Source organism: Streptomyces sp. LaPpAH-108 (assembly GCF_000373625.1).
Classification (GTDB): domain Bacteria; phylum Actinomycetota; class Actinomycetes; order Streptomycetales; family Streptomycetaceae; genus Streptomyces.
In genome coordinates this window covers 1,136,223-1,157,348 of sequence record NZ_KB891987.1, presented here as the reverse complement: position 1 = coordinate 1,157,348, position 21,126 = coordinate 1,136,223, and the positions used below count along the sequence as shown (strand labels likewise).

Below are 21,126 nucleotides of genomic sequence, written 5' to 3'. Positions count from 1 at the left end.
CTCAGGTGAATAAACTTCAGCCCTTTTCCAGGTACTGCTCTCTCTCCTCGTCCAGGAGGGCGTTCAGGGCTGTGCGTAGGGCTGGGTAGTTCTCCAGGTCGGGGTCGGACTCGACCACTGCCGTGGCTTCCTTTCTCGCCTCCGCGATGATCTCCTCGTCCTCGATCACTTCCAGGACTCTCAGGCTCGTTCGGGCGCCGGACTGGGCCTGGCCGAGGACGTCGCCCTCGCGGCGTTCCTCCAGGTCGAGGCGGGAGAGTTCGAAGCCGTCGAGGGTGGAGGCGACGGCGGCGAGGCGGCGGCGGGCGGGGCTGGCCTCGGGCATCTCGGAGACCAGGAGGCAGAGGCCGGGGGCCGAGCCCCGGCCCACGCGACCGCGGAGCTGGTGGAGCTGGGAGACGCCGAAGCGGTCGGCGTCCATGATGACCATGGCGGTGGCGTTGGGGACGTTGACACCGACCTCGATGACCGTGGTGGCGACCAGGACGTCCGTCTCCCCTGCCGCGAAGCGGCGCATCACCGCGTCCTTGTCGTCGGGGTGCATCCTGCCGTGCAGGACCTCGACGCTCAGGCCCTGGAGGGGGCCCTTGGCGAGCTGGTCCGCGATGTCGAGGACGGCGAGCGGGGGGCGCTTGTCGCCCTCGGTGGCCTTCTTCTCGGCGGCGGTGTCCTGTTCGTCGCCGATGCGGGGGCAGACGACGTACGCCTGATGGCCGCCCGCCACCTCCTCGCGGACGCGTTCCCAGGCGCGGGCGAGGAAGTGGGGCTTGTCGGCGGCCGGGACGACATGGGTGGCGATCGGGGAGCGCCCGGCCGGGAGCTGGTCCAGGACGGAGGTCTCCAAGTCGCCGAAGACGGTCATCGCGACGGTGCGCGGAATCGGGGTGGCCGTCATGACGAGGAGATGCGGGGGCTGTTTGCCCTTGCCGCGCAGGGCGTCGCGCTGTTCGACGCCGAACCGGTGCTGCTCGTCCACGACCACCAGGCCGAGGTCGTGGAACTGCACCACGTCCTCGATCAGCGCGTGCGTGCCGATGACGATGCCCGCCTCCCCGGTGACGATGTCGAGCAGCGCCTTGCGGCGGGCGGCAGCCCCCATCGACCCGGTCAGCAGCACCACCTTGGTGGCGTGCTCGGCCCCGCCCAGCATCCCGCCCTCGGCCAGCTCCCCCATCATCTCCGTGACCGACCGGTGATGCTGCTGAGCGAGCACTTCGGTGGGCGCGAGCATGGCCGCCTGGCCGCCCGCGTCGACGGTGGCGAGCATGGCGCGCAGGGCGACCATAGTGTTGTGGGTGACAGTGAAGTTGTCGGTCACGTAGGCATGGCTGGGGTGGGCGACACTGATGCACTGAACTTCCTTGCGCCCCACGTAGGAGACCGCTCGGATGCCCCGCCGGAAGGTGTTGTACTTCGGGCGGGGCCGCACCCGCTCCGCCTTCCGGGTGAGGCGGAACGGGGCGTACGCGTCCGGCAGCGCCACGGAGACGTTGAAGGATGCCTTCTTCGGCAGCACCCGGGCTCGGCCGCCGAGCGACCTGACGAGCCACGCCACGTCGTCCGCCAGCCTGCACGACGCCGAGCACAGGGAGATGCTCAGTCCGTCCTGCTGAACGGTCCCGTCGGTGTCCAGGAGCCCCTGGAGCAGCGCCAGACGGTTCTTGACCGACGTGTTCTTGAACTCGGCGGGGACGAACTTCCCGTGGGATGTGGCACCCCAGAGGCCCAGGTCACGCAGGGTCTGGATGATCGGGTTCCGCTTGCCTCCCGTGCGTTGGGCGAGCTGAACGGTGTAGTCGCACCGAGAGCCCGACACCGGTACGAGACGGCACTCCGGGGCGACAGCCAGGGCCGCCGCTTCGCGGATCTCGGCGTCCATGGTGGACAGCCGCAGATTGTGCCGGAACGAGCCGTCCCCCAGCAGCAGCCCGAACAGGTAGGGGTCGAGTGGCAGCCCTGCGTCGCCACCGAGATCGACGGGCGTCGCGGCCGGGATGTACCACTTCGACGAGCCGTTGGCCTTGTGGAGATCGCCCCGGATCTCCCGCGTGGTGAGCACCTTGGGCGACTGTCCCCGGTGCCAGCCACAACTGGTGCCGACGATCCACAGATGCTCGTCGTCGCATTCGACGGAGCTTCCGTCCGAGAGCTCGATGCGCCACACCTCACGCCGGCCCTGCGGGAAGACGCCGTCCACCACCGCGATCTCTCCGGAGGGGACGACGATCTCGTCCCCCACGCGCATGTCGCCCATGCGCCGGAAGCCGCTCGGTGTAAGCACCAGCGAGTCCAGGGGCTGCGCCTTGCCCGATCCGACCTCCCCCTGCAGGAGCCGGTGCATCGGGTGGGCCGTTGCCAGGTCGGTGAAGATTTCGGCGGAGACGCGTTGCTGGCCTTCGGTGAGGGTGAAGGGGAGGCGGGCGTCGAAGGCGGTCAGCAGGCCGTCGGGCCGGGGTTCGCGGGGGACGGCGGGGAGTTGGGTGTCGGCGTGGCGGCGGCGGGCGAGGGCTACTTGGAGGACGAATGCCTCGTCCCATTTCAGGCGGGCGCGGGCGTCGGCCACGTCGGCCTTGGTCCGGGGGCGGTGGATCTTGAGGAGGGCTTCGGGGAGGGTGACCAGGCCGCGGCCCTCGCGCAGGGCGGGCGGGAGGGGGTCCAGGGCTTCGGCCGCGCTGGGCAGGACCGTCTGGACGGCCTTGCCGATCTTCCAGGACTCCAGTTTGGCGGTGGCCGGGTAGAGCGGGATCAGGGCGCCGGCCCAGTTCTCGGCCGCGTCCTCGCTGTCGTCGTCCTTGTCCAGGAGTTCGTAGGCGGGGTGGGCGAGTTGGAGGCGGCGGTTGAAGACGGAGACCTTGCCGGAGAACATCGCGCGGGTGCCGGGTAGCAGGTCCTTGTGCGGTTTGTGCACGCCGTTGCCGAAGAAGACCAGCTGGAGGCGCCCCATGCCGTCCGTGATGGTGACCTCCAGGCGCTGTCCCTTGCCGCGTGGGGCGCGGGCGGAGGCGAAGGTGTGCAGCCGGGCGTCGGCGACCTGGGCGACCACCGTGACGTGCTCGTCCATGGGGAGGTCGGCGAGGTGGGTGAGCTGGCCGCGCTCCTCGTATCTGCGCGGGTAGTGGTGCAGCAGATCGCCGACGGAGTGCAGGCCGAGGTGCTCGGCCATCACCTTCGCGGTGGCGGGGCCGAGCACTTTCTTCAGTGGTTCTCGCAGTGCGGGCACGCGATCCATTGCACACCACGCCACCGACAATGCCCCACCCGCCGCCCCGCCCCCGTACCGGAGCGCGAACGGTCCCCTGCCGCCCGCGGCCGTATACGGCGGTCGGCCCGCTGGTCAGGGACATCGGGGAATCCCCTGGTCAGGTCATCGGCTCGGGCCTAGGATGGCGCGCCCCAGCCATCCCCCGCGGTCACCGCCCCACCCGGACCGCCCGACCCCGCGCCGGACTCCGTTCCCCCCAACCGGCGCCGTGACGATGGACTCCCAGACCTCACAGTCATCCCAGGCTTCCCAGTCGCCCCATACGTTCCAGGTCGACCTGCGTGGTCTGGTGGACCTGCTCTCCCATCACCTCTACTCCAGTCCCAGGGTCTATCTGCGCGAGCTGCTGCAGAACGCCGTGGACGCCGTCACCGCCCGCCGGGAGCAGGACCCCGGCGCCCCGGCGACCGTCAGGCTGTACGCCGACGGCGAGGGCGGGCTGCGCATCGAGGACAGCGGCGTCGGGCTCACCGAGCCGGACGTGCACAGCCTGCTCGCGACGATCGGGCGCAGTTCCAAGCGGGCCGAGGGGCTGCAGGAGGCCCGGTCCGGGTTCCTCGGGCAGTTCGGCATCGGGTTGCTGGCCTGTTTCGTGGTGGCCGAGCGGGTCCGCGTGGTCAGCCGCAGCGCCCTCGATCCGCAGGCACCGCCGGTGGAGTGGACGGCGCGTGACGACGGCTCGTACACCGTGCGCACGCTGCCCGATTCGGCGCGGACCGAGCCGGGCACCACCGTGCACCTGGTGGCGCGGGCGGGCGCGGCCGAGTGGCTGTCGCCGGAGCGGGTGCGGGCGCTGGCCCGGGACTTCGGTGCGCTGCTGCCGTACGACGTGCGGGTCGGCGAGGAGCCGGTCACGGAGCTGCCCGCACCCTGGGACCGCGTCTGGCCGAGCCCGGCCGAGCGGCGGGCGGGCCTTGCCCGGCACTGCCACGAGCTGTTCGGTTTCACCCCGCTGGACTCGATCACGCTGGACGTGCCGCTGGCCGGGGTGCGCGGGGTGGCGTACGTGCTGCCCTCGGCGGTGAGTCCGGCGCAGCGGGCCACGCACCGGGTGCACCTCAAGGGGATGCTGCTGACCGAGCGGGCCGAACAGCTGCTGCCCGACTGGGCGTTCTTCGTGCGCTGTGTGCTGGACACGGACAGTCTGCGGCCGACGGCCTCGCGCGAGGCGCTGTACGAGGACGAGACGCTTGCGGCGGTGCGGGAGGCGCTGGGTGAGCGCATCCGGGGCTGGCTGACGGGGCTCGCGGCGGGCGATCCGGAGCGGCTGAGCGCGTTCCTCGCGGTGCATCACCTGGGCGTGAAGTCGCTGGCGCGGCACGACGCCGAGATGCTGCGGATCATGCTGCCCTGGCTGCCGTTCGAGACGACGGACGGGCGGCTGTCGCTCGAGGAGTTCGCGCAGCGGCACCCGGTGGTGCACTTCACGCGGACGGTGGAGGAGTACCGGCAGGTCGCGGCGATCGCCTCCGCGCAGGGGATCGGGGTGATCAACGGCGGTTACACCTACGACAGCGAGCTGGTGGAGGCGCTGCCGTCGGTGCGGCCGGGGACGGTGGTCGCGGAGCTGGACCCGGACACGGTGACCGCGCATCTGGACACGGTGGATCCGGCGGAGGAGCTGGCGCTGTCCGCCTTCCTGGCGGCGGCGCGGGCGAAGCTGGACCCGCTGGGCTGTGACGTGGTGCTGCGGGCGTTCCATCCGCTGTCGGTGCCCGCGCTGCATCTGGACGACCGGGCGGCGCGGCACGAGCAGGCGCGGGCGGAGGCGGAGGAGCGGGCGGACGAGCTGTGGGCGGGCATCCTGGGCTCGCTGCGCGGCAGCGCGCCGCGGGCCCGGCTGGTGCTGAACCATCTCAACCCGCTGATCCGGCGCATCGGTTCGCTGAAGGACGCCGAGCTGATCGGCACGGCGACGGAGTCGCTGTACGGGCAGGCGCTGCTGATGGCGCGGCGCCCGCTCAGGGCCGCCGACACGGCGCTGCTGAACCGGGCGTTCATCGGGCTGCTGGAGTGGGCGACGCACGGGGAGGACGGCAAGTGACGGACGTGATCGGGGACTTCGACGCGCTGCGCCGGGCCATGGCGGAGAACGCCGAGCGGCCGGAGGGCCCGGCGCGCAACGCCCGCGCGGAGGAACTGCTCGTGGAGGCCGAGAAGTTGGGCATTCCGCTGGCGGTGATCGAGGCGCTGGGCCACCAGTTGAACGTCTACAACTACAGCTCCGAGAAGGACCGCATGTTCGTGCCCTTCGCGCGGCTGCTGCGGATGTGGGACGAACGCCCGGAGGACTTCGACGCGTACGAGGCGCACTCGCTGCACTGGGTGTTCAAGTGGATGTCGGCGGGGATGCTGGGCCAGCCGCACATCCCGCTGGCGTCGGTGGAGACGTGGCTGGGCGAGATGGAGGACCGGTACCGGATCGCCGGTCACTCCGAACGGGCGGTGCGCAGCGCGGAGTTCAGCATCGCCGCGCATGTCGGTGACCGGGCGCGGGCGGAGCGGGCGTACGCGGCGTGGCTGGCGGCCGACCGGGACTCGATGGCGGACTGCCACGCCTGCGAGCTGCATGGGCAGGGGGTGTGGCAGGCCGAACTGGGCCGGGACGCGGAGGCGTTGGAGCTGTGGCGCCCGGTGCTCGAGGGTGAGTTCAGCTGTGCGCACGAGCCGCACCAGGTGCTGGGGTCCTCGCTGCTGCCGCTGGTGCGGCTGGGCCGCCTGGACGAGGCGCGCGCCCATCATCTGCGGGGTTTCCGGCTGGTGCGGCCGATGGAGAGCATGCGGGACGCCTACGCGGACCATGTGGAGTTCTGCGCGCTGACCGGCAACGAGGCGCGCGGTCTGGAGCTGCTCGCGCAGCGGCCCGCGTACTTCACGGACAGCGGGCATCCGCGCAGCCGTCTGGACTTCCTGGCGGTGGTGACGCTGCTGATGGACCGGCTGACCGGGCTGGGTCTCGGTGAGCGGCAGGTGCCGGGGCCCGCCGGGCGGACCTGGACCGCGCGGGAGCTGGCAGGCTGGGCGCGGGCCGAGGCGCTGGAGCTGGCCGGGCGCTTCGACGCCCGCAACGGCACCGCGCACGTGGGCGACCAGGCCCGTACGCGCATGGCGCAGGAGCCGCTGGTGGAGCGGCTGCCGCTGGGCGTGCGGACGGTACGGGCCGCTCCGGCGCCGGTGGCCGCGCCGCCCGAGGCTCCCGCCGTACCGGACCCGGCGGGGCTGCCCGCGCTGCTCGCGGAGGCGCGGCGGCTGTCGGACGGGCTGCGCCCGCACGCGACCGAGGCGTGGGCGGCGGTGGCGCGGGCCGCCGAGGGTGTGGAGCTGGACGCCCGCGACCGGGCGGAGATCGCGGACCACGAGGCGATGGACCGGGGCCCGGAGGGCAGCGCGCTCTTCGAGCGGGCCGCGGAGCTGTACCTGGAGGCGGGCGACCCCGGCGAGGCGCTGGCCGCCCGGGGCCGGGCGGCCTACATCCGCGCCCTCACCGGCGAGGTCGATGCGGCCCTGGCGGCGACCGAGGAGCTGTACGACCGGGCGCTCGCGCTGTACGCCGAGGACGCCACCGGGGTACGGCAGACGGCCTCGGTGCTGATGAGCCGGGCCCGGGTGCTGATGCGCGCGGTGCACGGCGGCGCGGCCGTCCTCGGGGACGCGCCCGAGGACGAGCGGGCGGCGGATCCCGATCCGGAGGCGGCGGAGGCCGTCGTACGGCTCGTGCGGGAGATCCTGGCGCTGGTCGACGGGCACACCGGGGACGATGTGCGGATGGCCGCGCGGGCCGCCGAGGCGCACGCGATGCTGGCCGAACTGGCCGAGCTCAGCGGCGACTTGGAGCAGGCGGTGACGCTGTTCCGGCAGGCCACCGAGGAGTTCACGGCCGCCGGGCTGCCCTGGTTCACGCCGGAGTACGACGTACGGGTCGCGGCGCTGGCGCACCGGCTCGGGCGGACGGACGAGACCGAGGAGGCGCTGCGGGACGCCCTGGCGCACGGCGGGCCGTACCTCGAACCGGTCGCGCGGGCGCAGCTGCACCTCCAGCTGGCCGAGGTGACCGGCGGCCGGGGCGCGGCCGAGGAGGCGGCCGGGCACGCGCTGGACGCCGCGCACTGGGCGGACGAGGCGGGCGAGAGCGGCACGCTGGGCGCCTGGGCCCGGCATCTGCTGGGCGGCGCCCTGCTGCGCCAGGGCCGCTGCGCGGAGGCGGCGGAGGTGCTGGAGTCGGCGCTCGCCGAGCTGTCGGTGGAGCGGCACGGGGACGGCACGGTGGTGCAGACCCGCTGGTGGCTCGGGGACTGTCTGAGCGAGCTGGGCGAGCACCGGGACGCGGCCGAACAGCGGCTGCTCGCGGCCGAGATCGCCCGGCACTGGCCCGAGCAGCAGGACCACGCCACGCTGGCGCACCTCGCGGGCGAGTCCCTGGGCCACGCCGGTCTGACCGTCGAGGCCGACCGCGCCTATGTCCAAGCAGCCGAGCTGTGGCGGCAGTTGGGCAACACCCGCTTCCTCGTCCGCTCGCTGCGCGCCCGCGCGTGGCTGGCGGCGGGCGAGGAGGGCGGGGCCGAGGACGCGCGGCGGCTGATGACGGAGGCGGTGCGCGCCTGCGAGGAGGCACGGGAGAACGCGGCCGACCCGGTGGAGCACACGGAACTCACCGCCGAACTGGGCCACACCCACCGCCAGTTCGGCGATCTGCTGTTCCGGCTGGCCACCGAGGCGGCCGAAGAGGGCGCGGTCCGGGCCGCGTTGGGTGGGGTGCTGGAGCAGCTGGAACAGGCGGCGACGGTCTTCGCGGCCCTCGGCACCGACGGCCTCCACAGTCGCACGAGCGCCGAACTGGCCGCAGGGCGCCTGGAGTTCGACCTCGGCCGCCAGGAGGACGCACTGGCCCGCGCCCGTACCGTCCTGGCGCTCTACGCCGACGCCGACGACACGGACGAGGTGGCCCGTGCCCGCCGTACGGAGGCCGCGCACCTGCTCGACCACCTGGCCGAGCCGCCCCCGGACGCCTGAGGCCCCGCTCCCCGCCGGGGCCAGGGCGCTACTCGACCCCGATCAGCAGCAGCGACCCCTGCCTGCCGCCCCGGTACACCACCGTGTCCACGGCCAGGTAGGACTCGCGCACCCGGGACTCCAGGCGGTCGGCGACCTCCTCGGGGGTCTCGTCGCCCACCACCAGGGTGACCAGCTCGCCGCCCGCCTGGAGCATCCGGTCCAGGACGGTCTCGGCGGTGGCCGTGAGGCCGGGGCCGATCACCGCCACGTCGCCGTCGATCAGGCCGAGGACGTCCCCGGCCTGGCAGATCCCGGCCGTGGTCCAGGACTGGCGCTCGGCGACGACGAGCTCCGCGTGCCGGGTGGCGCCCGCCGCCGAGGTCATCTGGACCACGTCCTCGTCGAAGCGGCGGCCGGGTTCGTGCACGGCGAGCGCGGCGATGCCCTGCACCGCCGAGCGGGTCGGGATGAGGGCCACCCGGATGCCCTCGGCGCGGGCCTCCTCGGCGGCGGCTGCGGCGGTGTGGCGCAGCTCGGCGTCGTTGGGCAGCAGCACCACCTCGCGGGCGTGCGCGCGCCGCAGCGCCTCGGTCAGCTCCCCGCTCGCGGGCGGCTCCCCGGGCCGGGCGAGGACGGTGGTGGCCCCGGCCTCGGCGTACAGCCCGGCCAGGCCCTCCCCCGGTACGACGGCGACGACGGCCCGCTGGACGCGCTCGCGCGCGGGCCGCTCACCGCCGGTGTGGACGTCCCCGGCCGCGAAGTGCGTGATCCGGATCCGGTACGGCCGCCCGGCCTCCACGCCCGCCTCCACGGCGGCTCCGGCGTCGTCGACGTGCACATGGACGTTCCACAGCCCGTCGCCGCCGACCACCACGAGGGAGTCCCCGAGCGCGTCCAGGCGCTCACGCAGCCGGGCCACGGCCGCGTCCCCGGCCTCCAGCAGGTAGATGACCTCGTAGGCGGGGCCACCGGGCTCCGCGCTCTCGGGGCACGTCTCGACGGGGGACGCCCCGACCGGGGACGCCCCGACCGAAGACGGCCCGGCGGGAGACGGCCCGACCGGGACGGCGGGAGCGACGGCGGCGGGAGCGAAGGCGCCCTCCTCGACCGTCTCGCCGGTCAGCGCCTCCACCAGCGCCCCCAGCACCGCGACCAGGCCCCGGCCGCCCGCGTCCACGACCCCGGCCCGGCCCAGCACGGCCAGCTGGCGCGGGGTCTCGGCCAGCGCGGTCCGCGCGCCCTCGTGGGCGGCCCGGGCGACGGCCCCGCAGTCCTCGTCGGCCGTCCCGGCCACGTCGGCGGCGTCGGCCGCCGCGGAGGCGACCGTCAGCACCGTGCCCTCGACCGGGTGGGCCACCGCCGCGCGGGCGGAGTCGGCGGCGTGCCGCAGCGCCAGTCGCAGCCGGGCCCCGTCGACGTGCGTGCCGTCGCCGTCACTCTCCGCGAGCACCTGGGACATCCCGCGCAGCAGCTGCGCCAGGATCGTCCCGGAGTTGCCGCGCGCCCCGATGAGCGCCCCATGGGCCATCGCGCGCACGGCGTCCGCGAGCGAGGGCCGCCCGGTGCCGGTCTCGTACCCGGCGAAGACCGCCTCCACGGCGGCGGCGGCCGACTCCATGGTCAGGTAGAGGTTGGTGCCGGTGTCCCCGTCGGCGACGGGATAGACGTTGATCGCGTCGATCTCCTCGCGTGCGCGTCCGAGCGCCCGCAGCGCCCCACCGCACCAGGTGCGCACCGCGAGAGCATCGAGGAATGTCAGCGGCACCTGCGCCACCTGCGCCTCCCTGACTGGCCGGCCGTGGGTCGCAGCGTAGACCCCGCGGCCGGGTCCGCCGGAGCAGGGACCGGGAGCGGGCCTCCCCCGTGACCGTGGTAGTTTCGTTGTACGGAAGCAGCCGTTGTATGCTGCTTCGGTTGCCCGACCCCGGTCGGGCCATTCCCCCTGGCAACGCCACTCAAGATCTCGGACCTCCGGGTCTCGATCCCGGCCTGCCGGGATCAACCGTAAGTGCATCTGAAGTCTTTGGAGTGACCCGTGGCTGCCAACTGCGACGTCTGCGGCAAGGGGCCGGGCTTCGGCAACAACATCTCGCACTCGCACCGCCGTACGCCTCGTCGCTGGAACCCGAACATCCAGCGCGTCCGTACCGTGGTCGGCGGGACGCCGAAGCGCGTGAACGCTTGCACCTCGTGCATCAAGGCCGGCAAGGTCTCGCGCTGACGCACAGCTAAGCGCGCGGCCATAGTCGGTTGCTGCGTCGAGCCGGTCCACCTTCGGGTGGGCCGGCTCTTCGCGTTGCCCGTACGGCCCTTTTGACATCTTTCAAGGCCCGGAGCCCGGCGGCCCCGGGCTGCTCTCAGTCCCGGAAGCGCCACCCGTGGTCGACCGGCCCGATCCCCGCGCCCAGCGCGAACCCGGCCTCGATCGCCCCGGTGACGTACGCCTTGGCCTCCGTGGCCGCCTCCGGCACGGAGAGCCCCTTGGCCAGCCCGGAGGCGAGCGCCGAGGCGAGCGTGCAGCCCGTGCCGTGGGTGTGCCGGTTGTCGTGGCGCGGGGCACGCAGCCAGTGCTCCGCGGAGCCGTCCGTGAGCAGGTCCACGGCGTCCCCGGCCAGATGACCGCCCTTGATCAGCACCCAGCGCGGCCCGAACTCCAGCATCGCGTCGGCCGCGCGGCGCAGATCCCCCTCCGACTCGGCCCGGATTCCTGTGAGTTGCGCCACTTCGTCCAGGTTCGGGGTGGCCACGGTGGCCACCGGCAGCAACCGGGTGCGCACGGAGTCCAGCGCGGAGGCGGCCAGCAGCGGGTCGCCGTGCTTGGAGACGCCCACCGGGTCCACCACGGCGGGCGCGTCCGTGGTGGAGATCAACTCCGCGACCGCCTCGACCAGTTCCGCCGAGGCCAGCATCCCGGTCTTCACGGCCTGCACGCCGATGTCGTCGACCACGCTGCGGTACTGCGCCCGCACCGCCTCCACCGGCAGTTCCCAGGCGCCCTGCACGCCGAGCGAGTTCTGGGCCGTCACGGCGGTGATCACGCTCATGCCGTGCACGCCGAGCGCCAGCATCGTCTTGAGGTCGGCCTGGACACCGGCGCCTCCGCCGGAGTCCGAGCCCGCGACGGTCAGGACACGCGGCGGCACCCGGGACTCGCTCACGCCTCCACGTCCCCGAAGTGGTCCCAGCCGCCCTTGTTCGTCCAGGGCGCCCCGTCCACGGTCACCTGGGGCAGCGCCGAGGGGTTGAGGACCTCGCCGATGATCTTCCAGCGGGCGGGCAGCTTGGCGTCCGGCGGGAAGGTGGCCACGATCGCGTGGTCCTCTCCCCCGGTGAGCACCCACTGGAGCGGGTCCACGCCCACGGCCTGCCCGATGTCGTTCATCTGGGTGGGGATGTCGATCGCGCCGGAGCGGATGTCGATGCGCACCTTGCTGGCCTCGGCGATGTGCCCGAGGTCCGCGATCAGCCCGTCGCTCACGTCGCACATCGCGGTGGCGCCGAGCGCGGCGGCGGCCGGACCCGCGTGGTACGGCGGCTCGGGGCGGCGGTGGGCCTCCACGAAGGCGCGCGGCGAACGGAAGCCCCGGGAGAGCACCGCGAACCCGGCGGCGGACCAGCCGAGCCAGCCGGTGACGGCCACCAGGTCGCCGGGCTGCGCGCCCCCGCGGGTGACCGGCTCCTGGTTGCGCAGATCGCCGAGCGCGGTGATCGACACCATGATCGTGTCCCCGCGTACGACGTCCCCGCCGACCACGGAGGCCCCGGCGACCCGGCACTCGTCGCGCAGGCCGTCCATCAGCTCACTGGGCCAGGTGACCGGCAGCTCGGCCGGGACGACCAGGCCGAGCAGCAGCGCGGTCGGCACGGCGCCCATCGCGGCGATGTCGGCCAGGTTCTGCGCGGCGGCCTTGCGGCCCACGTCGTAGGCCGTGGACCAGTCGCGGCGGAAGTGCCGGCCCTCCAGCAGGATGTCGGTGCTCGCCACCACCCGGCGGTCCGGAGCGGCGACCACCGCGGCGTCGTCCCCGGGGCCGACCCGGACCGCCGGGGTGGTGGTCAGGCGGGAGGTCAGCTCCCGGATGAGCCCGAACTCACCCAGCTCACCCACTGTGCCCTTCATGGCGTCAAGCCCCTTCTCTGCCCGTCCGTGCCCGGTCGCGTCTTCAGTGTCCCCGATACGGTCCGGACGGCCCTCCCGGGGACTCCGGCCGTCAACTTTCGTCCCGCTCGCACCCCGGCACGCGGCCCCGGTCGCGGAGGTCTCCCCGCGAGGACCGGCGACGCGATACCGTGGCGTTCCTTTCCCCCACATGATCCTCGTGGCCGCACCCTGGAGGTTCCGTGGTACAGGCGTACATCCTGATCCAGACGGAGGTCGGCAAGGCGTCGGCCGTCGCCGAGACGATCGGCAAGATTCCCGGAGTGATCCGGGCCGAGGACGTCACCGGTCCGTACGACGTCATCGTGCGCGCGCAGGCCGACACCGTCGACGAGCTGGGTCGGATGGTGGTCGCGAAGGTCCAGCAAGTGGACGGCATCACGCGCACCCTGACCTGCCCGGTCGTCCATCTGTAGCCCCCGTCTACCCTTGGCCGGTGAACTTCTTCCGTCACCGGTCCCTCGGCCTGCTCGCGCCCGCGCTGCTGATCGCGGTCGCGGGCTGCTCCCCGGCGCACGACGGCGGTTCGGTCGAGGCTCCCCGCCCCGACGCGCGGACCGCCCCCCTGTGCCGGAAGCTGCACGAGGTGCTGCCCGGGAAGGTGGACGGCGAGCGCCGCAGCGACCCCGGTCCCCGGTCCGTGTACACGGCGGGCTGGGGAGGCTCGGCGATCATACTGCGCTGCGGGGTGGTCCGGCCGCCGAAGATGATCGACCCCGAGGTGGCCCAGGGAAACGACCCGAACGCGATCGCGGGCGGGGTCGAGGGCGTGGACTGGCTGATGGAGAAACAGGGCGACGGCGTCTGGCGGTTCACCACGGCCAACCGGCGCGCCTACGTGGAGCTGACCCTGCGCGGTCTGTCGGGCCCGGACGACGCCTCACCGGCACTGATCGCCCTGGCCCCGGCCGTGAAGAAGGCGATCCCCGAGGGGATCGCCTCCATGCGGCATTGAGGTCGGGCTAACGCAGCCCGGTGGAGCGCCGCAGCGCCGCCTGGATCAGGCGGTCCACCAGCTCCGGGTAGGAGATGCCGGAGGCTTCCCACATCTTGGGGTACATCGAGATCGGCGTGAAGCCGGGCAGGGTGTTGATCTCGTTGATGACGAACTCGCCGTCCTCGGTGAGGAAGAAGTCCGCGCGGACCAGCCCCTCACAGCCGACCGCCTCGAACGCGTCGACCGCGAGCCGCTGGATCTCCGCGGTCTGCTCGTCGGTGAGCGGCGCCGGGACGACACCGGGCGTGGAGTCGATGTACTTGGCGTCGAAGTCGTAGTACGCGTGCGCGCTCGGCGGCGGGATCTCCGCGGGGACGGAGGCGCGCGGCCCGTCCTCGAACTCCAGGACCCCGCACTCGATCTCGCGGCCGGTCAGCGCGGCCTCCACGATGATCTTCGGGTCGTGGCGCTGGGCCTCCGCGATCGCCTCGTCCAGGCCGGACAGGCCGTCGACCTTGGTGATGCCGATGGAGGAGCCCGCACGGGCGGGCTTCACGAACAGCGGCCAGCCGTGCTCCCCCGCAAAGTCCACGATCTTCTTGCGGGCGGCGGACTCGTCCCGCTCCCACTCGCGGGGCCTGATCACCACGTACGGGCCGACCTTGAGCCCGAAGGAGGCGAACACCCGCTTCATGTACTCCTTGTCCTGGCCGACGGCCGAGGCGAGCACACCGCAGCCGACGTACGGCACACCGGCCAGCTCGAGCAGACCCTGGAGGGTGCCGTCCTCGCCGTAGGGGCCGTGCAGCACCGGGAAGACAACGTCGACCTCGCCGAGCGCCTTCGGGACCGCGCCGGGCTCGGCGTAGACGACCTCGCGGTTGGCCGGGTCGACGGGGAGCACCACACCGCCCTCGCCGGACTCGGCCACGTCCGCGACCTCGGGGGTGCGCCGGTCGGTGATGGCCATGCGCTCCGGCTCGTCGGCCGTCAGCACCCAGCGCCCGTCCCGGGTGATGCCGATGGGCAGGACGTCGTACTTGGTCCGGTCGACGGCACCGAGGACGGCGCCGGCGGTGACCGTGGAGATCCCGTGTTCGGAGCTGCGACCGCCGAAGACGACGGCCACCCGCGGCTTGCGCGGCTGCTGCGGCTCGGGGCTCTGGGGGAGGTTCTCGGTGCTCATATCGCGATGAGCGTACCCGTTAGTACCCCATGGCGACAGCGCTGACCGGGGCGTCTTCGGGGGCCGTGTCGCTCAGTGCCGTTCGGGCTTCGCGCTGCGCGACATCAGCTCCTTGAGGGCGACCACCGGCGGCTTGCCCTCGTGCACGATGTCGACCACCGTCTCGGTGAGGGGCATCTCGACACCGTGGCGGCGGGCCAGATCGAGCACGGACTCGCAGGACTTGACGCCCTCGGCGGTCTGCTTGGTGACCGCGATGGTCTCCTGGAGCGTCATGCCCTTGCCGAGGTTGGTGCCGAAGGTGTGGTTGCGCGAGAGCGGCGAGGAGCAGGTGGCGACCAGGTCCCCGAGCCCGGCGAGACCGGAGAAGGTGAGCGGGTCGGCGCCCAGCGCCATGCCGAGCCGGGTGGTCTCGGCGAGGCCGCGCGTGATGAGCGAGCCCTTGGCGTTGTCGCCGAGGCCCATGCCGTCGGCGATGCCGACCGCGAGCCCGATCACGTTCTTGACCGCGCCGCCGAGTTCGCAGCCGATCACGTCGGTGTTGGTGTACGGCCGGAAGTACGGCGTGTGGCAGGCCGCCTGGAGCCGCCGGGCCACGGCCTCGTCGGTGCAGGCGACCACGGCGGCGGCCGGCATCCGCGCGGCCACCTCACGGGCGAGGTTGGGTCCGGTGACCACCGCGACGCGCTCGGCCGGGATCTTCGCGACGTCCTCGACGACCTCGCTCATCCGCATGGCGGAGCCGAGTTCGACGCCCTTCATCAGGGAGACGACGACCGTGTGCGGGGCGAGCAGCGGGGCCCACTCGGCGAGGTTGGCGCGCAGCGTCTGGGAGGGGATCGTCAGGACGGTGAAGTCCGCGTCCCGCAGGGCCTCGGCGGCGTCCGAGGTGGCGCGCAGAGTGTCCGGGAGTTCGACACCGGGGAGGTAGTCGGGGTTGGTGCGCGTGGAGTTGACCACCTCGGCGACCTCGGGGCGGCGGGCCCACAGGGTCACCTCGCAGCCCGCGTCGGCGAGCACCATCGCGAAGGCGGTGCCCCACGAGCCGGTGCCCATGACGGCGGCGCGGACGGGAGTGCTCACTTGCCGCTCCCCCCTTCACCACGCGCGGCCTCGGCGGCGGGAGCGGGCTCCTTGACGGCCGTCGTCTCCGTGCCGGACTGGGCGCGGGTCCTGCGGCGCTGCTCGATCCGCTCGCGGCGCGGGTCGTAGGGGGTGGCGGGCGCCTTCTCGCCGCGGATCTCCTCCAGCTGGCGGGTGACGGCGGCCATGATGACCTCGGTCGCCTCCTTGAGCAGGTCGGCGGTCATCTCCCGGTCGTAGAAGCGGGAGAGGTCGACGGGCGGCCCGGCCAGGACGTGATGGGTCTTGCGCGGGAAGAGGTTCGGCTTCTTCGCGTAGGGCGGCAGGAGTTCGTTGCAGCCCCACTGCGCGACGGGGACGACCGGGCACTTGGTCTGCAGGGCGACGCGGGCGGCACCGGTCTTGGCGGTCATGGGCCAGCCGTCGGGGTCGCGGGTGAGGGTGCCCTCGGGGTAGAAGGCGACGCACTCGCCGCGCTCCACGGCGTCGATCGCGGCGCGGAACGCGCTCAGCGCGTCGGTGCTCTCGCGGTACACGGGGATCTGTCCGGTGCCGCGCATCGCGGCGCCCACGAATCCCTTCTTGAAAAGGCCGCTCTTCGCGAGGAATCGCGGAACCCGGCCGGTGTTGTACTGATAGTGCGCGTACGCGAAGGGGTCGACGTGTGAATTGTGGTTCACCGCGGTGATAAATCCGCCCTCGGCCGGAATGTGCTCCATTCCACGCCAGTCACGCTTGATCAGAACCGCCAGCGGCGGTTTGCAGATCACCGCGGCGAAGCGGTACCAGAAGCCGATTCTGCGGCGGGACACGCGGACACCTTCCTCCAGGGCCTCTGAGGGCCGTCATCTCGGCCGGTGGTCGCACAAGTTTCACTTGAGGCCGCCGGTCTGTCGAGAACACCGTACGCCCGCACGTCAGTACGCACCGCCCCCGGACGGGGCTTCACAGCATTCCCCCAAAACCGGCCGGACGGAAGACTCCCGGGTCCGCGGGTGACAATGATCGCGACGAGAGAGGGACGGTACGCCGGTGCAGTGGACCTTGGTGATCCCCCTGAAACCCTTGGCGCAGGCCAAGAGCAGGCTCGCGGCGGCCGTCCCCGACGGGGTGCGGGCCGGACTGGTCCTGGCGTTCGCGCGGGACACGGTGGCGGCGGTGCTGGCGTGTGCGGGAGTGAAGGGTGTGGCGGTCGTCACGGACGACGCGGTGGCCGCCCGGGAACTGGCGGCGCTGGGGGCGCGGATCGTCCCGGACGCGCCGGGGGGCGGTCTGAACGCCGCGCTGGCGCACGGTGCGGCCACGGTGCGCGCCGCTGCGCCCGGTGCCGCCGTCGCCGCGCTCAACGCCGATCTGCCCGCGCTGCGCCCGGCGGAGCTGGCCCGGGTGCTGGAGGCCGCCGCCGCCTTCCCGCGCGCCTTCCTCGCGGACGCGGCCGGGATCGGCACCACGCTGCTCACGGCGGCGCCCGGTCACACCCTGGCGCCCGCGTTCGGCGGCGCCTCCCGCGACCGGCACCGCGCCTCGGGAGCGGCGGAACTGCTGCTCGCGGACGTGGACTCGGTACGGCAGGACGTGGACACGGGCGCGGATCTGCGGGCGGCACTCGCGCTCGGGGTGGGCCGCTACACCGCCGAGGCGGCGGCGCTGCGGCCTTCGGCGGTGCCCGCACCCGGCCAGTAGGCTGCCGTCATGCAGGCGACCGCTTACACGTACGACCCCGAAACCCGCAGCGGACAGGTGCTGCTGGACGACGGCACCCCGCTGCCCTTCGACGCGGCGGCGTTCGACGCGGGCGGGCTGCGGCTGCTGCGGCCGGGGCAGCGGGTGCGGATCGAGACCGAGACGGCCCAGGGCGCCGAAGGGGCGTCCGAGGGGCGCCGGATCACGCTGGTGACGCTCCAGACGTTCTGAATTCCCCGTGGCCACACCCTTCCCGGTGGGCACGCCCTTCCCTGGGGACACACCGCGGGCCGGACTCCCGGTGGGAGTCCGGCCCGGCGTGTGTGGTGCCCTCGGGCGTCCTGGCCGGCCCAGCGGGCCTGACGCCTAGCGGGCGGTGGCCTTCTTGGCGGCGGTCTTGCGCGCCGTCGACTTCTTCGCGGGCGCCTTCTTCGCGGTGACCTTCTTCGCCGGGGCCTTCTTGGCGGTGGTCTTCTTCGCCGTGGCGGTCTTGGCGGTCGCCGCGCTCTTCTTGGCGGGCGCCTTCTTCGCCGTGGTCTTCTTGGCGGCGGCTGCGGTCTTGGCCGGGGCCGCCTTCTTGGCGGTGGCCTTCTTCGCGGCGGCGGCCTTGGTGGTCTTCTTGGCCGCGGCCTTCTTCACCGTCGCGGAAGCGCCGCCGCTGAGGCTGCCCTTGGGCGCCTTCTTCACGGCGACCTCGCCACCGCGCGGCAGCTTCTTCGAACCGCTCACCAGGTCCTTGAAACCCTGACCGGCGCGGAAGCGCGGCACGGAGGTCTTCTTCACCCGGACCCGCTCGCCGGTCTGCGGGTTACGGGCGTAGCGGGCGGGGCGGTCCACCTTCTCGAAGGACCCGAAGCCGGTGACCGAGACCCGGTCACCCGCGACGACGGCGCGGACGATGGCGTCCAGGACCGCGTCGACAGCATCGGCGGCCTGCTGGCGGCCCCCCACCTTGTCGGCAATCGCTTCTACGAGCTGCGCCTTGTTCACGTCTTCCCCTTCGGAGACATCGCCAGAACGAAAGTGTTCAAGCTTTTTCGCACGTTAGGCAGATATATACCGCAAATCAAACACGAAACGGGCTTCTCACCCTTGTGCCGCAACGGAATCGGCGTTTTCTCCGGAGAGTTCAGTTGTCCTCTTCGGGCACTCGGCCCGCGTCGAGGTCTTCGGTGAACCGCTCCAGCCGCCTTGCCGCACCGGCGAGATCGTGTTTGGCCATGGCCGTGATGACCAGCAGCTTCCGGGTCAGCGCCATCCGTACGCCCTCCGGGACTTGCAGTGCGCGCACGGTTGTGTGCGCTTCCTTGAGCTGGTCCGCGACCACCGCATAGAGCTCGAGTTGGCCGTCGCGTTCCATGCACAGATTGTGCCATCTGGGGCGAGTTGTCGCCTGCGCAGGGGGCAACTGCCGCCTCCGCGTGCCGCGCGAGGGCCCTTCGCGGACCCGCCTTCGGCAGGCTCTCTGACCTGCAACTACGCGCGAATGAAAGGGAGTTGGAGAAATCGGCCGGTCGTCCCGGGAGCGTCAGGACCCGGACATGGCTGTACCCCCAATCGTGGTGATCGGGGGTACAGAGGGGACGTTGAGGTGGCCGAAACCTGTCTTGCCGGACGGCCGCGGATCAGCCCCGCAGCGTCCGGGGCTTGAAGGCGGGACGCTCCGCCTCGTAGGCCGCGATGTCGTCCTCGTCGCGCAGGGTGAGGGAGATGTCGTCGAGGCCGTTCAGCAGCCGCCAGCGGGAGTTCTCGTCCAGTTCGAAGGAGGCGGTGACGCCCTCGGCGCGCACCTCGCGGGCTTCGAGGTCGACGGTGATCTCGGCCGTCGGGTCGCTCTCGGTCAGCTCCCACAGCGCGTCCACGACCTTCTGGTCGAGCACCACCGTGAGCAGGCCGTTCTTCAGCGAGTTGCCCCGGAAGATGTCGGCGAAGCGGGCGGAGATCACGGTCTTGAAGCCGTAGTTCTGCAGCGCCCAGACCGCGTGCTCGCGGGAGGAGCCGGTGCCGAAGTCGGGACCGGCGACCAGGACCGTGGCACCCTGCCGCTCGGGGCGGTTGAGGACGAAGGAGGGGTCCTTGCGCCACGCCTCGAAGAGGCCGTCCTCGAAGCCGTCGCGGGTGACCTTCTTGAGCCAGTGCGCCGGGATGATCTGGTCGGTGTCGACGTTGCTCCGGCGCAGCGGTACGGCCCGGCCGGTGTGGGTGGTGAAGGCTTCCATGGTGTTCGGGCTCCGGTTCTCAGACTCCGGCACCGGCGGGCGCGGTGGCGTCGGACAGGTCGGCGGGCGAGGCCAGATGGCCGAGGACGGCGGTGGCGGCGGCGACCTGCGGCGAGACCAGGTGCGTCCGGCCGCCCTTGCCCTGCCTGCCCTCGAAGTTGCGGTTGGAGGTGGAGGCGGAACGCTCCCCCGGCGCCAGCTGGTCGGGGTTCATGCCCAGGCACATCGAGCAACCCGCGTACCGCCATTCGGCACCGGCGTCCTTGAAGACCACGTCCAGGCCCTCGGAGACGGCCTGGAGACCGACCCGCGCGGAGCCGGGGACGACCAGCATCCGTACGCCGTCGGCGACTTTGCGGCCCTGCAGGATCTCGGCGGCCGAGCGCAGGTCCTCGATGCGGCCGTTGGTGCAGGAACCTACGAAGACGGTGTCGACCCGGATGTCGCGCAGCGGCTGCCCGGCCGCCAACCCCATGTATTCCAGGGCCTTTTCGGCGGCGTACCGCTCCGAAGCGTCTTCGTACGAAGCCGGGTCGGGGACGTGCGCCGAAAGGGGCGCTCCCTGGCCGGGGTTGGTGCCCCAGGTGACGAACGGGGAGAGCGCGGAGGCGTCGATGACGACCTCGGCGTCGAAGACCGCGTCCTCGTCGGTGCGCAGGGTCCGCCAGTACTCCACCGCCGCGTCCCAGTCGGCGCCCTCGGGGGCGTGGGCGCGGCCCTCGAGGTAAGCGAAGGTGGTCTCGTCGGGGGCGATCATGCCCGCGCGGGCGCCCGCCTCGATGGACATGTTGCAGATGGTCATCCGCGCCTCCATCGAGAGCTTCTCGATGGCCGGGCCCCGGTACTCCAGGACATAGCCCTGGCCGCCGCCGGTGCCGATGCGGGCGATGATCGCGAGGATCAGGTCCTTGGCGGTGACGCCGTCCGGCAGTTCGCCCTCGACGGTGATGGCCATCGTCTTCGGGCGGGCCATCGGCAGCGTCTGGGTGGCCAGGACGTGCTCGACCTGGGAGGTGCCGATGCCGAACGCGAGCGCGCCGAAGGCGCCGTGCGTGGAGGTGTGCGAGTCGCCGCAGACGACGGTGGTGCCGGGCTGGGTCAGGCCCAGCTGCGGTCCCACCACGTGGACGACGCCCTGCTCGACGTCGCCGAGCGGGTGCAGCCGGACGCCGAACTCCGCGCAGTTCTTGCGCAGCGTCTCCAGCTGGGCCCGGGAGACCGGGTCGGCGATGGGCTTGTCGATGTCCAGGGTCGGGGTGTTGTGGTCCTCGGTGGCGATGGTGAGGTCGAGACGGCGCACCCGGCGGCCGTCCTTGCGCAGTCCGTCGAAGGCCTGCGGGCTGGTCACCTCGTGCAGCAGGTGCAGATCGATGTAGAGGAGGTCGGGCTCGCCCTCGGCGCGCCGGACGACATGGTCGTCCCAGACCTTCTCCGCGAGTGTCCTACCCATCGCTTTCCCTCCGGCCGGCCACGGTCCCGCCGACACATCTAGATCCTGAGGAAGCGACGCCCGCGCCGTGATCTTGAGGGCAGACGAGCGTCCGACACCGGGCCCGCCGTCCGCGGGCCGCCGTGTGCTTCAAGGGTGGCGCGTTCCGGAGAAAA

18 protein-coding genes are annotated in these 21,126 nt (G+C 72.6%); 7 read left to right on the top strand and 11 right to left on the bottom strand.

Annotation, left to right across the window (positions count from 1 at the left end; all coding sequences use genetic code 11):
• Positions 1–16: 16 nt before the first annotated feature.
• On the bottom strand, positions 17–3,229 hold the full coding sequence (locus tag B079_RS0105270) for a helicase-related protein (RefSeq protein WP_026248379.1): 3,213 nt from the start codon (positions 3,227–3,229) through the stop codon (positions 17–19).
• A 247-nt stretch (positions 3,230–3,476) separates the two neighbouring features.
• On the opposite strand from B079_RS0105270, the gene B079_RS0105265 reads away from it, so the two are divergent.
• Both B079_RS0105265 and B079_RS0105260 read left to right on the top strand, forming a co-directional pair.
• Positions 3,477–5,306, top strand: coding sequence for an HSP90 family protein (locus B079_RS0105265; protein WP_018544731.1), 1,830 nt, complete (start codon positions 3,477–3,479; stop codon positions 5,304–5,306).
• Between the two features lie 38 nt (positions 5,307–5,344).
• Positions 5,345–8,272 carry a hypothetical protein gene (locus B079_RS0105260; protein WP_051095001.1) on the top strand — a complete coding sequence of 976 codons (2,928 nt, stop codon included), beginning with the start codon at positions 5,345–5,347 and terminating at the stop codon, positions 8,270–8,272.
• A 28-nt stretch (positions 8,273–8,300) separates the two neighbouring features.
• On the opposite strand, the gene B079_RS0105255 is transcribed toward B079_RS0105260, so the two are convergent.
• Positions 8,301–10,028, bottom strand: coding sequence for a DAK2 domain-containing protein (locus B079_RS0105255; RefSeq protein WP_018544729.1), 1,728 nt, complete (start codon positions 10,026–10,028; stop codon positions 8,301–8,303).
• 261 nt (positions 10,029–10,289) lie between these two features.
• Between B079_RS0105255 and rpmB the strand changes: the two genes are divergently transcribed.
• Positions 10,290–10,475 carry a 50S ribosomal protein L28 gene (rpmB, locus tag B079_RS33640; RefSeq protein WP_004924906.1) on the top strand — a complete coding sequence of 62 codons (186 nt, stop codon included), beginning with the start codon at positions 10,290–10,292 and terminating at the stop codon, positions 10,473–10,475.
• A 136-nt stretch (positions 10,476–10,611) separates the two neighbouring features.
• Here the strand turns inward: rpmB and thiD are convergent, their stop codons facing one another.
• Entirely contained in the window at positions 10,612–11,397 is a 786-nt protein-coding gene (thiD, locus tag B079_RS0105245) for a bifunctional hydroxymethylpyrimidine kinase/phosphomethylpyrimidine kinase (RefSeq protein ID WP_026248378.1), read from the bottom strand.
• 11 nt (positions 11,398–11,408) lie between these two features.
• A complete protein-coding gene (locus B079_RS0105240) occupies positions 11,409–12,374 on the bottom strand; it encodes a thiamine-phosphate kinase (protein WP_026248377.1) in 966 nt (321 codons plus the stop codon).
• A 221-nt stretch (positions 12,375–12,595) separates the two neighbouring features.
• Between B079_RS0105240 and B079_RS0105235 the strand changes: the two genes are divergently transcribed.
• Together B079_RS0105235 and B079_RS0105230 are read left to right on the top strand one after the other, a co-directional pair.
• A complete protein-coding gene (locus tag B079_RS0105235) occupies positions 12,596–12,829 on the top strand; it encodes an Lrp/AsnC family transcriptional regulator (protein WP_018544725.1) in 234 nt (77 codons plus the stop codon).
• Between the two features lie 20 nt (positions 12,830–12,849).
• Positions 12,850–13,368, top strand: coding sequence for a DUF3515 domain-containing protein (locus tag B079_RS0105230; protein WP_018544724.1), 519 nt, complete (start codon positions 12,850–12,852; stop codon positions 13,366–13,368).
• Positions 13,369–13,375: 7 nt separating this feature from the next.
• On the opposite strand, the gene B079_RS0105225 is transcribed toward B079_RS0105230, so the two are convergent.
• From B079_RS0105225 to B079_RS0105215, 3 genes are all read right to left on the bottom strand, one after another.
• On the bottom strand, positions 13,376–14,536 hold the full coding sequence (locus tag B079_RS0105225) for a D-alanine--D-alanine ligase family protein (protein WP_018544723.1): 1,161 nt from the start codon (positions 14,534–14,536) through the stop codon (positions 13,376–13,378).
• 72 nt (positions 14,537–14,608) lie between these two features.
• The gene (locus B079_RS0105220; RefSeq protein WP_018544722.1) at positions 14,609–15,619 is read right to left on the bottom strand and encodes an NAD(P)H-dependent glycerol-3-phosphate dehydrogenase; all 1,011 of its coding nucleotides are present in this window, start codon (positions 15,617–15,619) and stop codon (positions 14,609–14,611) included.
• Positions 15,616–16,431 (bottom strand): lysophospholipid acyltransferase family protein, encoded by an 816-nt coding sequence (locus tag B079_RS0105215; protein ID WP_018544721.1) that lies wholly within the window; start codon positions 16,429–16,431, stop codon positions 15,616–15,618. Before B079_RS0105215 ends, B079_RS0105220 begins: the two co-directional genes overlap by 4 nt.
• A gap of 220 nt (positions 16,432–16,651) precedes the next feature.
• Between B079_RS0105215 and cofC the strand changes: the two genes are divergently transcribed.
• Entirely contained in the window at positions 16,652–17,302 is a 651-nt protein-coding gene (gene cofC, locus B079_RS0105210; protein WP_018544720.1) for a 2-phospho-L-lactate guanylyltransferase, read from the top strand.
• A gap of 9 nt (positions 17,303–17,311) precedes the next feature.
• The gene (locus B079_RS0105205) at positions 17,312–17,533 is read left to right on the top strand and encodes a hypothetical protein (protein ID WP_018544719.1); all 222 of its coding nucleotides are present in this window, start codon (positions 17,312–17,314) and stop codon (positions 17,531–17,533) included.
• Positions 17,534–17,668: 135 nt separating this feature from the next.
• Here the strand turns inward: B079_RS0105205 and B079_RS0105200 are convergent, their stop codons facing one another.
• The 4 genes from B079_RS0105200 to leuC form a co-directional block, all read right to left on the bottom strand.
• Positions 17,669–18,292, bottom strand: coding sequence for an HU family DNA-binding protein (locus B079_RS0105200; protein WP_018544718.1), 624 nt, complete (start codon positions 18,290–18,292; stop codon positions 17,669–17,671).
• A gap of 139 nt (positions 18,293–18,431) precedes the next feature.
• Entirely contained in the window at positions 18,432–18,662 is a 231-nt protein-coding gene (locus tag B079_RS0105195; RefSeq protein ID WP_018544717.1) for a hypothetical protein, read from the bottom strand.
• Between the two features lie 265 nt (positions 18,663–18,927).
• Positions 18,928–19,521, bottom strand: a complete 594-nt coding sequence (gene leuD / locus B079_RS0105190) for a 3-isopropylmalate dehydratase small subunit (RefSeq protein WP_018544716.1) — start codon at positions 19,519–19,521, stop codon at positions 18,928–18,930.
• Between the two features lie 19 nt (positions 19,522–19,540).
• Complete coding sequence (gene leuC, locus B079_RS0105185; protein ID WP_018544715.1) at positions 19,541–20,971, bottom strand: 3-isopropylmalate dehydratase large subunit; 1,431 nt, start codon at positions 20,969–20,971, stop codon at positions 19,541–19,543.
• Between the last annotated feature and the right edge of the window lie 155 nt (positions 20,972–21,126).

Excerpts from the sequence above, each read along its gene's own strand:
- B079_RS0105270 (WP_026248379.1), bottom strand. The coding sequence starts at position 3,229 with ATGGATCGCGTGCCCGCACTGCGAGAACCACTGAAGAAAGTGCTCGGC.
- B079_RS0105265 (WP_018544731.1), top strand. The coding sequence starts at position 3,477 with ATGGACTCCCAGACCTCACAGTCATCCCAGGCTTCCCAGTCGCCCCAT.
- B079_RS0105260 (WP_051095001.1), top strand. The coding sequence starts at position 5,345 with ATGGCGGAGAACGCCGAGCGGCCGGAGGGCCCGGCGCGCAACGCCCGC.
- B079_RS0105240 (WP_026248377.1), bottom strand. The coding sequence starts at position 12,374 with ATGAAGGGCACAGTGGGTGAGCTGGGTGAGTTCGGGCTCATCCGGGAG.
- B079_RS0105225 (WP_018544723.1), bottom strand. The coding sequence starts at position 14,536 with ATGAGCACCGAGAACCTCCCCCAGAGCCCCGAGCCGCAGCAGCCGCGC.
- B079_RS0105205 (WP_018544719.1), top strand. The coding sequence starts at position 17,312 with ATGCAGGCGACCGCTTACACGTACGACCCCGAAACCCGCAGCGGACAG.
- B079_RS0105195 (WP_018544717.1), bottom strand. The coding sequence starts at position 18,662 with ATGGAACGCGACGGCCAACTCGAGCTCTATGCGGTGGTCGCGGACCAG.
- leuD (WP_018544716.1), bottom strand. The coding sequence starts at position 19,521 with ATGGAAGCCTTCACCACCCACACCGGCCGGGCCGTACCGCTGCGCCGG.
- leuC (WP_018544715.1), bottom strand. The coding sequence starts at position 20,971 with ATGGGTAGGACACTCGCGGAGAAGGTCTGGGACGACCATGTCGTCCGG.